Annotated in this window: 7 protein-coding genes; 3 read left to right on the top strand and 4 right to left on the bottom strand. The window is 37.0% G+C overall.

From position 1 onward, the window contains the following. The first annotated feature begins 150 nt into the window (after positions 1-150). Genes polA through QQS40_RS00625 form a run of 3 tightly spaced genes read left to right on the top strand, consistent with a single transcriptional unit; the run spans position 151 to position 4597 of the window. A complete protein-coding gene (polA, locus tag QQS40_RS00615; protein WP_329505510.1) occupies positions 151-2949 on the top strand; it encodes a DNA polymerase I in 2799 nt (932 codons plus the stop codon). Positions 2950-2960: 11 nt separating this feature from the next. Beyond that, on the top strand, positions 2961-3275 hold the full coding sequence (locus QQS40_RS00620; RefSeq protein WP_329505512.1) for a cupin domain-containing protein: 315 nt from the start codon (positions 2961-2963) through the stop codon (positions 3273-3275). A gap of 17 nt (positions 3276-3292) precedes the next feature. Next, positions 3293-4597 (top strand): L-cysteine desulfidase family protein, encoded by a 1305-nt coding sequence (locus tag QQS40_RS00625; RefSeq protein ID WP_329505514.1) that lies wholly within the window; start codon positions 3293-3295, stop codon positions 4595-4597. A 150-nt stretch (positions 4598-4747) separates the two neighbouring features. Here QQS40_RS00625 and QQS40_RS00630 read toward each other — a convergent pair whose 3' ends face one another. From QQS40_RS00630 to QQS40_RS00645, 4 genes are read right to left on the bottom strand one after another with little or no spacing between them, the layout of a single operon-like run. Continuing rightward, entirely contained in the window at positions 4748-7897 is a 3150-nt protein-coding gene (locus tag QQS40_RS00630) for a type III restriction-modification system endonuclease (protein WP_329505516.1), read from the bottom strand. An 11-nt stretch (positions 7898-7908) separates the two neighbouring features. Beyond that, positions 7909-9801, bottom strand: coding sequence for a site-specific DNA-methyltransferase (locus tag QQS40_RS00635; RefSeq protein WP_329505518.1), 1893 nt, complete (start codon positions 9799-9801; stop codon positions 7909-7911). Continuing rightward, a complete protein-coding gene (locus QQS40_RS00640; RefSeq protein ID WP_329505520.1) occupies positions 9789-10463 on the bottom strand; it encodes a DUF4391 domain-containing protein in 675 nt (224 codons plus the stop codon). Before QQS40_RS00640 ends, QQS40_RS00635 begins: the two co-directional genes overlap by 13 nt. Next, a complete protein-coding gene (locus tag QQS40_RS00645; protein WP_329505522.1) occupies positions 10460-13711 on the bottom strand; it encodes a helicase-related protein in 3252 nt (1083 codons plus the stop codon). The genes QQS40_RS00640 and QQS40_RS00645 overlap by 4 nt, the downstream gene beginning before the upstream one ends. Positions 13712-13982: the final 271 nt, after the last annotated feature.

Here is a 13982-nt window from a genome sequence, read left to right on the forward strand (position 1 = left end):
TATGTTGAATATTTAAGTATACCTATTATGCCATAGCCAAATGCCTTCGTCATACTTTTTACATTTAATTAACCGTACTTTATATGTTCGCCCCATTTCCCAATTTAGGCTATAATGCGACACTTTTCATTATTTTTGAACGGAATATTTATGCCAACTATTGCTCCTAATCCATTAGTCCTAGTGGACGGTTCATCTTATTTATATCGTGCTTTTCATGCTTTTCCGCCACTCACCAATTCTGCTGGCGAGCCGACTGGTGCCATGTACGGTGTATTAAATATGCTCAAAAGCCTGATTTCGCAAGTGCAACCGAGCCATATTGCGGTAGTCTTTGATGCAAAAGGCAAAACTTTCCGTGATGAAATGTTTGAACAATATAAATCCCATCGTCCACCGATGCCAGACGATCTGCGTAAACAAATTCAGCCGTTACACGATATTATCCGCGCCCTTGGCATTCCTCTTTTAGTCATTGAAGGCGTGGAGGCTGACGATGTCATTGGTACCTTAGCGGTAGCGGCTTCCAAAGACAATCAAAAAGTCTTAATCAGCACCGGCGATAAAGACATGGCACAGCTAGTGGATGACAACATTATGTTGATCAACACCATGAATAATACCTTATTGGATCGCGATGCCGTGATTGAAAAATACGGTATTCCACCAGAACTCATCATCGATTACTTAGCGCTAATGGGCGATAGCGCCGATAATATTCCAGGCGTAGCGGGTGTGGGTGAAAAAACCGCACTTGGCCTCTTGCAGGGTATCGGCAGCATGGCAGAAATTTATGCCAACTTAGACAAAGTGGCTGAATTACCAATTCGTGGGGCAAAAAAATTAGGTGATAAATTATTGGCTGAAAAAGAAATGGCCGATTTATCCTATCGCCTTGCCACGATCAAAACCGATGTCGCCCTCGATATTACGCCAGAGCAACTCACTCTTGGTGCAAGCAATAACGATCAACTTACCGAATATTTCGGCCGTTATGAATTTAAACGTTGGCTCAATGAAGTGATGAATGGCGCTGATTCCATCACCAATAACAACGAACAACCGACCAAGATTAATCACTATCAAGCTACGCCTGCGCTCACTCAAGACAATAGCGATGAAGCATTGCCGGCAATTCAAATTGATCGTAGCCGTTATGAAACCTTGCTCACCGAAGCCGATTTAAATCGTTGGGTGGAAAAACTCAATCAAGCCAAACTTTTTGCGCTAGATACTGAAACCGATAATTTAGATTATATGGACGCCAACTTGGTCGGTATTTCCTTTGCATTAGAAAACGGTGAAGCCGCTTATTTAGCGCTACAATTAGATTATTTAGGTGCACCAAAAACTCTCGAAAAAACAACCGCACTTACGTTGTTAAAACCGGTTTTAGAAAATCCTGCTATTCAAAAAGTTGGGCAAAACTTCAAATACGATCTCACCATCTTTGCCCGTAATGGCATTAATGTGCAAGGTGTGGCTTTCGATACCATGTTGGAGTCCTATGTGCTCAACAGTACCGGTCGTCATAATATGGACGATCTGGCAAAACGTTATTTAGGACATCAAACCATCAGTTTTGAAGAGATTGCAGGCAAAGGTAAAAATCAGCTGACCTTTAACCAAATTCCGTTGGAACAAGCCGCTGAGTACGCGGCGGAAGATGCTGATGTGACAATGAAACTGCAACAAGTGCTATGGAAAAAACTCTCTAAAGAACCCACTCTGGAAAAACTCTTTAAAGAAATGGAATTGCCATTGTTAGGCGTACTATCCCGTATGGAACGTCGAGGTGTTTTAATTGATAGCGATGCACTATTCCTACAATCTAATGAAATCGCTAACCGTTTAAGTGAGTTAGAAGAACAGGCCTATGTCTTGGCTGGGCAGCCATTTAATTTGGCCTCAACCAAACAATTACAGGAAATTTTGTTTGATAAATTAGGTTTGCCGGTTATTCAAAAAACACCAAAAGGTGCACCATCCACCAACGAGGAAGTGTTGGAGGAACTGGCATTTAGTCATGAATTACCGAAAGTATTGGTAGAACATCGAGGGCTAAGCAAACTAAAATCCACCTACACTGACAAATTACCGCAAATGGTGAATCCACAAACGGGTCGAGTGCATACTTCCTACCATCAAGCGGTGACAGCCACAGGTCGTCTTTCATCAAGCGATCCGAATCTGCAAAACATTCCGATTCGTAATGAAGAAGGCCGTCGTATTCGTCAAGCTTTTATCGCCCGCGAAGGCTTTACTATTGTGGCAGCCGACTATTCACAAATCGAGCTGCGCATTATGGCGCACCTATCACAGGATCAAGGCTTAATTAACGCCTTTACCCAAGGCAAAGATATTCACCGCTCTACCGCAGCAGAAATCTTTGGTGTCGCACTGGATGAAGTAACGTCCGAACAACGCCGCAATGCTAAGGCAATTAACTTCGGTTTAATTTATGGTATGTCTGCCTTTGGCTTATCGCGCCAACTCAGCATTGGCCGTGCCGATGCTCAGAGCTATATGGATTTATATTTCAAACGCTATCCTGGCGTACAAACTTTTATGCACGATATTCGCGAAAAAGCCAAAGCCCAAGGCTATGTAGAAACCCTATTCGGCCGTCGTTTATATCTGCCAGATATTAACTCTTCTAATGGTATGCGCCGTAAAGCCGCCGAACGTGTCGCGATCAATGCACCAATGCAAGGCACAGCCGCAGACATTATCAAACGTGCCATGATTCAATTGGATCAAAAACTACAAAACGATCCCGATATTGAGATGATTATGCAAGTGCACGATGAATTGGTGTTTGAAGTGCGGTCAGAAAAAGTCGCGTTTTATAGCGAGCTCATCAAAACACAAATGGAAAGCGCGGCTGATTTAGTGGTGCCATTGATTGTAGATGTGGGTCAAGGTACAAACTGGGATGAGGCTCACTAACAAATTTAGTCATGAATAAAGTTATTAGAAGTCACCTATTTACGGCTGAACGCGCTTGGGGAGCCCTTGATATTACCAATATGAATGGCATTTCCGTGCGTCTTCACTGGACAGACAAACCTTACAAATGGCATATCAATGACGGTGAAGAAGTCTTTGCTGTTATGGATGGTACGGTGGAAATGCACTACAAAGAAGAGGGCCTAGAGAAAGCCGTATTGCTCCATGCGGGTGATATTTTTTATGCGGGTATTGGTACCGAACATGTTGCTCACCCACAAGGCGAAACGCGCATATTAGTCATAGAGAAAGAAGACAGTATTTAATAAATTAAAAGAATTTTATGAATCAAGAAAGACTCAACGAAATCGAAAAACCATTACTTCACCTTGTGGAACGTGATGTGGTTCCGGCACTTGGCTGTACTGAACCTATCTCTTTAGCGCTTGCTGCAGCAACTGCGGCTAAATATTTAAGCAAAACACCTGAACGTATTGAAGCTAAGGTATCGCCAAACTTAATGAAAAATGGTTTAGGTGTTGCGGTACCGGGAACGGGCATGGTGGGCTTGCCTATTGCCGCGGCGATTGGTGCTTTAGGCGGCGACCCAGAGGGTGAGTTAGAAGTATTAAAACACATCACACCAGAGCAAGTTTCCCAAGCCAAGGCAATGCTTGATAAAAAACTCGTTAATGTGGATATTCATCAAACCGAGCATATTTTATATTCTGAAGCGGTGTTGTTTGCGGATAATGACCGAGTGAAAGTAGCGATTCAAGATCAACACACCAATATCATTTTAATTGAAAAAAATGGCGAAGTTGTTTTTGAGAAAGAACACGATGAACGTGCGGATTGCGATCCCTATGATATTTTCAAACAGGTGAGTGCACGTGAAATTTTTGAATTTTCTTGTGAAGTTGAGCTCGATAAAATCCGTTTTATCGGACAAGCTGCCGCGCTCAACCGCGCGCTGTCTAACGAAGGATTGCGCGAAAATTACGGTTTACACATTGGCAGAACATTACGCAAACAAGTCGGTAGCGGTTTAATGTCAGACGATTTGCTCAGCAAAATTATGATCGAAACCACTGCAGCCTCCGATGCCCGTATGGGTGGGGCTACATTGCCAGCAATGACCAATTCTGGTTCAGGCAATCAAGGTATTGCCGCCACTATGCCCGTGGTTGTGGTCGCAGATTATTTAAACGTGAGTGAAGAAAAATGCCTCCGTGCGCTCTTCTTGTCACACTTAATGGCCATTTATATCCACAGTAAATTACCCAAACTATCTGCCCTTTGTGCGGTAACAACTGCCTCTATGGGGAGCTGTGCAGGCATTGCCTATTTGCTTACGGGCAAATTTGAAACCGTGAGCATGGGAATTTGCAGCATGATTGGTGACATCAGCGGAATCATCTGCGATGGCGCATCCAATAGCTGTGCAATGAAAGTATCCACCAGCGTGGCTTCTGGTTATAAATCAGTACTTATGGCAATGGATGAAACCCATGTTACGGGCAATGAAGGTATCGTTGAACATGATCTCGATCGCACTATCGACAATCTATGCTCGATTGCCTCTAAGAGTATGCAGCACATCGATCGCCAAGTGATTGAAATAATGGTCAGCAAACCCTGCCCTTAACATTGAATTTAACTCAATAAGTTTTTTTATTATGGCTTTTTACTTATTGAGCATGAAATAAATACTCTAAAATGTAATTCTAACTTAAGAGCATCTTCTTCCCTTATTTGAAGCTCAATAATAAAGCCATCATACAGATGGCCTTATCTTCTATTGCTTACCTAGAACTACCCTCATTAATTCATCAATATTTGAAACAACCTTATATTGCACTTTATCATTCCCTAACGACTGAGCATTTAAAGTTTCAAAAAATCTCTTAGCACTTTCGATTTTATTGCGTTCTTTAAGTTTTAAATCTTCACTTAAAATAGAACCTTTAGTTTCAGCAACAAAATAGATTTCTTTTACTAAAGCTGTATCAAAAGCAATTGCCCAATCGGGATTATAACTACCAAATGGTGTTGGGATTTTAAAGTTATCTGGCAACTTAGCGTAGACTAGTACTTCTTTAGCTGCATCAAGTTCTTTCGCGAAAGTTTCTTCTACTTTTGAATCTGTGGTGACGTAATCCCAAATATGATTTTTCGTTTTATAGGCATCATTAGCAACTAAATTAGTTGTAAATATCTCACTATCAGGATAACCAGAACCCAAAAGTTGATAATTTAAATGTTGTAATGCCATACTTGCTTGTTGAGAATTAATTATTTGACTCACTTCACGAATAAAAGCTTCAGGGTTATTTTTGAACTGATTGAAAATAACAGAACTAATCCCTTTTAAAATTTCCACCACTGTTTTACGAGTTAATTGTGTATTTTCAGCAATATCACCAACAAGATCATATCTCACTTGAGAATACGCAGAAATACTCGCTTGTTCTGTTTTCGTCTCATATGTACCGAATGTTTCTCGAACTTCTAGATCATGATGTCGCATTTCATCTTTTTGCGAACCTGTAGCCAATTTATAACTTAATGTTTCGACAAATTTATCATTACGCTCTTTAGATGCTTGTTGAATTTGTGCAATGCTATCTTGAATTAACTTCTTACTGTCTAATTGAATTTGATAGCTTGCTTTCTGATTGATTTTCTTCCATAAAGCCTTAAATTCTGCACGATTAAAGTTATCATTTAACGAATTGGTTACGCGTTTACTACCATCATCTACCATATCGTTTAATAATGAACGATCAAGCACACTATCAATTAGTTTAAAGACTTGAGGTGCTATATCTTCTAATGCTGAATCTAATGGAGCTAATACATCATTCGCTTTATCTTGATGATATTTTTCAACAATATGATCATTATCATCGATATAATCATTTCTCAATAAATACTTATAAATTTTTCTCGCTTCCTGATCAGTGATCTCTCGCTTATCGCCATTAATTAAAACAATCTGTTTCCCCTTAAAGAACGCTTCGGTAGCTTGTGTTGGACGACTAGAAAGTGACTCCAACATTTCTTTCTGTAAACTCGTTATAAAATCTTTATAACTTTCATCCGTAACAACGGTTAAATTATTAATTTGATGAATTACCTGACTATTTTCACCAAAACGTATTGCATCCATACGTTCACCATCTTTATTTACCGCTAAACGTAAACCTCGTCCCACTTCTTGACGACGAGAAATCGTATTATCCGAGTGTTTTAACGTACAAATGGTAAATACATTCGGATTATCCCAACCCTCACGTAGCGCAGAGTGCGAGAAAATAAAACGAGTTGGCTCATCAAAAGATAACAAACGCTCTTTGTCTTTTAAAATCAAATCATAAGCATCACTATCGTTTGAAATTGGTGCTGATTCTGAATTTTTATCTTTCATATCAGGATCAACTAAACGCTTTGATTTCTTATCAATCGAGAAATAGCCATTATGGGTTTTATTTACATCAATATTTTTCAAATGTTGAATATAAGGTGAATCCTCTAAATACTTTTCAATGAATTCATCAACTACTTGCTCATATTGTTGTTTAAAAATCTCAACATATTCACCGTCAATCACATTATTATTTTCATCATATTGACGATATTTAGCAACCTCATCAATAAAGAATAAACTTAATACTTTAATCCCTTTAGCAAACAATTCCTGCTCTTTTTGTAAATGAGAACGAATAGTTTCCCGAATTTGAATCGTTCGTTTTAATTTCTCATCGACACTTCCATATGCTTCCAACACACCTAACGTTAAACCATTAGCAAACTCCACCGTGTTGTTAAGGCCATTAATATCAGTGATCACATAACGATCTGAATATTGAGTGCTATTATTTGATAACACATATAAATCATCGCCTTTTTTGACTTTCCTGATTTTGCGAGAAAAGCCATTTTTCGTTTTCACCTCCAGTTCTAAATAAGCAACGGGAGCTTGTTTGGAAAGTTCAATACTCTGCAAATACAGGTAACCATTTGTTCCTGTTAAACCTTGTACTTCAATGCCTTTTACCGTGATTTTTTTAACTAATTTTTGATTATAAGCATCCAAAGCATCTAAACGATAAACCAAATTGTAATCACGTTTATGAGTTGCTGAATAACGCAAAATAAAGAGCGGTTTAAAATTTGCTAAAGACTCCAACGTTTTATCCGCTTGCATTTTCTGCGGTTCATCTAAAATCAGAATGGGTCTATTTTTACTGATCACATCAATTGGACGACGAGACTGAAATTCGTCCAATTTTTCATAAATACGGCGTGCATCTTTACCTGTAGCATTAAAGGCTTGCACATTAATCACCATGACATTAATGCCACCATCAGCACTAAAACTTTCTAAATGGTGTAAGGCCTTTGAATCATAAATAAAGAAGCGCGCTTTTTTCTGATAAATTTGATGAAAATGATCTGCCATCATTTCCAAGCTTTTATAAACCCCTTCACGAATCGCAATACTCGGCACTACAATAATAAACTTAGACCACCCATATTGCTTATTCAACTCAAACATCGTGCGAATGTAGCAATAAGTCTTTCCTGTTCCAGTTTCCATTTCGATATTTAAGTTTAACTGGCTAGAGGTCAGGTTTTTACCTTTTCCATTATCATCAACAACTAAAGTTTCAGAGCGAGTCAAGCCGGCTGCTAGCTGCTGTTCTTGTACATTGCTTAATACCCGATCCATATCTTGAATCGGCGCATTACCAAAGGCTATATCAGTATAGGTTTCGCCTTGTTGATCATTTATAAAATCAATCTGCAGAGAATTATTCGCCTTACGTCTCCCTTTATCCAACATATAACGATTGCCATCTGATTTCGACTGACCTACAAAGCAATTTACCACTGCTTGTGTGGCAGCTAACTGATAATTAAGCGTTCTAAATTTAATATCCATTTTGCTATCTCTTATAAGAATTTCACTTCAGTATCAGGCGATAATTGTTTAAAGCGTTCTTTGATATTAGTTTTATCTTGATCATGCATGATGGCTAATTCGGTTGAAACCACGCGTAGCGGTTTAACCTTTGCAATTTCATCCACAACATTCATAGTGAATTTATCAAAGCATGCGACTAATGTATTACCTGCTACGAAATAAACTTCGCTACCATCAATGGTTTTACGCTCAATTGGCAATGAAAGCTCAATGCCCCAATCTAACATCACTTGGAACAATAAATCCTCTGCAGAACGGTCTTCTTTAATATGCGAAACCATTTGGTCAAGCATGGTTTTATTATATTGTTCAGGCTGATAATAGATGTCTTTCATATTGCTTGAATCAATTTTTAGCACTCGGAATCCAATATCAATTTGCTTATCTGAATTTTCAGCTTGAATTTTTGCCCCTGCCCGGCGGATACGTTCTTTTGAAATATCAGCGATATTAGCAAAACCCGATTTAAGAGCTTCCGATTTTTCATCTGTTTTTTCAGGCAATTGCACCATAATAAAACGACGATTACCATGCTCTTCAGCATTAAGTTGCAGTACTGCGTGAGCTGTTGTGGCAGATCCTGCGAAAAAGTCTAGAATAATATCACGTTCATCAGTAATTAATCTGAGCAAAATATTTAATAAATTAATTGGTTTTGAAAAATCAAAAAAAACCTCTAAACCTAATTCTTCTAAAGAAGATGTTCCTTTTTGATTAACAAATAATGAATTCATTAGGTCATTAGTTGTTAAAATCAGATTTGGATCTTTGTTGATTAATAAATTTGTGCCTACTTGAAATTCTTTATCAATATAATTTCTAACTCTTAATGTTGTTTTAGTTTCAATCACTATCCCTAATTCTATAGCTTTTTTCATTCTTTCTTCTGTCCATAGCCAACGCCGTCTATTTCCTTTTTTATCAATAGGTTGGTATATTTTCCCATTAAACTCTACATCATAATCACCTCCTGCAGAATACCCCTGTGTAGAAGAAGCTAAAATTGGACTAGTATCGCCTTCAATAAAGGTGCCATTTTTATCAGTTTGAATATTAGACAAATCTCTTCGTATAACGTTTTTAAAGTCATAATTCTTGTTACGGCTATATATCAACACATAGTCATGTGTTATTGAAATATATTTTTCTTGAGAAGGTCTTTGGGCGGAGGTTTGTCTAGGTAATGAAGCTATAAAATTTTTTTCACCAAAAATTTCATCACATATACGTTTTAAATTAGCCTGTTCGTTATCATCAATAGAAATAAAAATAACACCATCATCGGTTAATAAATTACGGGCTAATCTTAAACGGCTATACATCATAGACAACCAATCAGAATGAAATCGTCCATTACTTTCCGTATTAGCAATTAGCCGATTCCCATCCTCATCTATTTGATTAGAACGAATTAAAAACTCCTCTGCATTTTCGGCAAAATCATCGTTATAGATAAAATCCTTCCCCGTGTTGTACGGTGGATCGATATAAACCATCTTCACTTTGCCAAGATAATTTTCCTGCAATAGTTTTAAGGCATCTAAATTATCCCCTTCAATAAAGAGATTTTCTGTGGTATCAAAATTTACACTCTCTTCACGACAAGGTCGTAGCGTCTTCGCAATTGGGGCATTGGCCGCAAGAATCGATTCTTTCTTACCCACCCAGTTTAGCGTGTAACGTTCTTGCTCTCCTTCCACTAACACCTCAGAAAGCTCTTGTCGTAATAAATCAAAATCCACGCCTTTGATGATTTCTCCTTGCTCATTACGAGTTTCTGTAATGCAATTTGGGAAAAGAGCGGTCAATTTTTCGATATTTTTTGCCACTAAATTGGCGGTATGCATTTTTAAATCTGACATAGGTTATCCTTAGATGAGGAAGTTAATTGGGTGTATTCATCTCGCAATTTTAGTAAGTTGATATTGAGTTCGGCCTTACGATTAAATTGTTTTTCACGTTTGAGTTGCTGTTCGAGCTGTTTTATACGCGTTTCAAGCTGGGCTATTTCTTGATTTAACCTCATTTTATCTGCTAATGAGGAAGCATTGGTTTGATTCGGCAATAACTGACTAATTAAAAACTCATAAAGCTCACTTAAGCGGAGAAATAAAGGTAAATCTTGGCGTTCAATCGGCAACCATTCAGTTTGAAAATAATCACCAATCACAACCTTGCTTTTATCAGCTTGATTTAAACGTTTATAAGCAGCTATCACTTTAACCTTATCTTGAAAATACACTTCAAAGATAATTGGACTAGGAATCAGTTTATCAATGTAACGGAAAATTTCTATATCAAGCATTTCTACTCGTGCATTAACAGAAAAAATCTGCACTTCACGTAGATCTTCTTGCGATTCAATATTCATTGTGGCAGAAGAAAGTTTATTTGCCCAATAAATACTTTCTATTTGTTCAATGAACAAGCGTTCAACTCGAGTGTTTGCACCACCTTCAGAGTAAAACTTTGATTTTGGAATAAGCTTATCTACCAGTGTGCGAGCAGGATATTGATAAATCATACTGCATCCTCAATGACAATAAAGCTGATCAATTCAAAATCACTTAAGCTTTGAATATCGTCAATTAATGCCGTCGTGTTTAAACCATTAAATAGGCTATCAATGTTTTTTTCCGCTTTCACATTGCGAATATTTTCAATTACCGTATCTAATAGTTCAGAATAACGCTTCATCTCTCGACCATCTTTGGTTTTCCGATTAAATGGCTCATAAGCCGTTGGAATGGGTATAGATTTATCTCGACAAGCAAGGCGGGCTAAATCCAATAGATGTTTTGCTTTGGTATAATCGTACACAATAGTACCATCTTGTTGAATGTACACTAAATAATACGGATACAAGCGATTTTGATTCATCTGTTCAGCGCTAAAAGCGCGTGATTTTAAGGTAAAAATCACACCTGCATACAAACCAAGTTGTGGCATTGCCGGTACAACTGTATGCAAGCCATTTGGCAAACGAGCAAGTTCAGGATTGTGTTCCATATAATTCAACAAATCTATTCTAAAATCATTTAGCCCAAGATCGGTGATAGATACCCCTGCATTGGTCTCTTCTAAATCTAATACCTCAGTTTGCAATCGTTGTAATTGTTCTTTACGGTAAGCAATATCATTCGATTTAGCCGTGAGTACGTTATCATCGCCTGTACTAGTCATATCAACTATAATCATGCGATTTTCAACCCGTTCTCGCAAATTGATATATTCATCCAAACTAATATCAGGCCAATAGTTTACCAATTGAATCTCACTATTTTGCGAGCCAATACGGTCAATACGCCCAAATCGCTGAATAATACGAACTGGATTCCAGTGAATATCAAAGTTAATTAAATAGTCACAATCTTGTAAGTTTTGTCCTTCAGAAATACAGTCAGTTGCAATTAAAATATCAATTTCTCGACTCTCATTTGGGAATACATCCGCTTTTTGTTTTGAAATAGGTGAAAATAAGGTCAATAGCCCTTGCATATCATAAGTGTGCTTACTATTAGGTTGTGTTTTAATCGTTGAAAGATTATTTGAGCCTGTAATTTTTGCACTATGAATGCCAAAGCGAGTAAGTAAATCACCAGAAAGTTGTTGGTAGAGATAATCTGCCGTATCTGCAAATGCAGTAAAAATAATGATTTTCTTATTATCTTTATTTATTGGGTGGTGAATTTTCTGGATAATTTGCTCTTTTAAGTGCTGCAATTTATCATCATACTCAGGTGTTATTGGATTTACGACCGACAGCAATTCATTCACGATATCTAAATCTAAAACGAGTGATGTTCGCCAACTGATAACATCCATATCTTTTAGATTGATTTTCAAAGTCTTACCGATGTATTCATCATCGTCAAACTCATTTTCACTATAATCATCAAGAATAAAGTCATCATTTAGCTGTTTTTGTTCAAACGATGCAATCTGCTTAAGTGCATTTTCAATTTTATCTTTTAACACATTAAGCGTTAAACGAAATGAATGCACTGAACTTTCTAAACGTTTGAGTAAGTTTACCGTCATTAATGATTGTAAACTTTTTTCACGGTCAACTTGTTTAAAACGACTATTGTTGTTAACAACCGTATCAAATAAGTCCTCGTATTTCTCCATTGCACTTGGGAAGATATAACTCATTGGGGCATACACTGCCATATTTAATGAGGTGAGCTGTTTAAAAATATCTTCTAATGAAATTTGTGTCGCTTTCGAAATTGGTCGTCTATGGGAAATTGGCATTCGACGGGTTGGGAATTGCCCAATATCTTTTGTATCATAAAAGGTTTGAATATGTTTACGAGAACGAGCAATCGTCACACTATCTAATAACTTGAAAAAATCAAAATCCAGTAAGTTTAGAATTTCTTGTGTTGTACGTTGTTCTGCGGGAAGTTTAGCCCAGCGGTTAAAACTAGCTTGAGCCCTAGCAAAAATTGTATCAATGTCTCTTTCTGTATCTAGCTTTTCATTCAATAGTGAAGAATTTCCTTCATAAGCTAAAGCAAGCTGATTTTTTAAATCATTGAAACGATTATTTACTGGCGTTGCAGAGAGCATTAATACTTTAGTTTTAACGCCTTGGCGAATCACTTTATCCATTAACTTTTGATAACGGGTTTCTCGATCTTTGAACGTGTCTCTATTGCGGAAGTTGTGTGATTCATCAATCACTACAAGATCATAGTTTCCCCAGTTTACTTTGCCTAAATCAATGCCATTGGATGTTCCCGTCTCTCGAGATAAATCCGTATGGAATAGCACATCATAGTTAAATCGGTCTTTAGCTAAAATGTTGGTCACCACATTAGTATTATAGGTTGTCCAGTTATCATTTAATTTTTTAGGGCAAAGCACAAGAACACTTTTATTACGAAGTTCGTAATATTTGATGACGGCTAAAGCAGTAAAAGTTTTACCTAACCCCACACTGTCTGCTAATACGCAACCATTATATTTTTCTAATTTATTGATCAATCCCTTCACCGCGTCTTTTTGGAAATTGAATAATTTATTCCAAATAACTGTTTCTTGATATCCAGTCTTTTCATTCGGCATAACATCTTCATCAATATCCGTTAAGAAATCTTTGAAAATGTTATAGAGCATTAAAAAATAAATGTGTTCTGGCGAATTTTCTTGGTATACCGATTCAATATGCTGAATAATTTCACTAGTGATATCTTCAACTTTCTCTGAATCATGCCATATTTGATCAAAAAGTTGTAAATAAGAGAGAGAATGAGGCTCAGAAAAAGCATTGACCATATTTGAAACAGCTTTGCCTTTTTCATATCCTAATCCCGTCGTGGTAAACCCCTGAATTGGCATATAAGTAACAGTATTATCTACTTCATTTAGCGTTATAAATTCTTGCATCACGCCATTACTAATATTAGATTTGAAAGTTACTTTGCGTTTAATCCATTCTGCACATTCTCTCGCAATTGCTTTTTGAGTTAATCTGTTACGCAAGTGAATTTCATATTCTGTGCCATATAGACTATTCTCTCGGTCACTTTTAGGAATAATAAACTCTCGTTTCTCTTTCTTTAAACGCTCAGTAACTTTTTCTGGTACGAAGGTTGGGGAAGTGAAGATGAATTGTAGTTCTTCAATTTTCTCTAACTCAGCCTTTAAGGCTGAATAAGCATAAATTGAAAAATACGACGCCATTATTTTTAGCTTGGTGGTTCTCGTCAGGTTTGCTTTTAAATCATCACCAAACAGTGATGTTACGTTATCAATTAATTTCATAGATAAGATGCAAGTAAGAAAAGGAAAGAAGATTAATTATTACAACATATTAAAAGGTATATAAGTTTTATGCAATGTATTTAATCTAACTCTTTTACACATATTACAGACATGAAAAATGCTAATTAACATACTGGGATAAAAGGTACAAAAAGCAAAAATTGGTGAATAAAAAATACACAAATCTCTGACCGCACTTTTTTTATATCAAAAAAACATATTTTCTAGCTAAAAGTTATTGGCGCAACCTTCTTATTTTTTTAGAAAATAC

Origin of the sequence: Haemophilus parainfluenzae, assembly GCF_036288925.1 — a bacterium.
GTDB lineage: Bacteria > Pseudomonadota > Gammaproteobacteria > Enterobacterales > Pasteurellaceae > Haemophilus_D.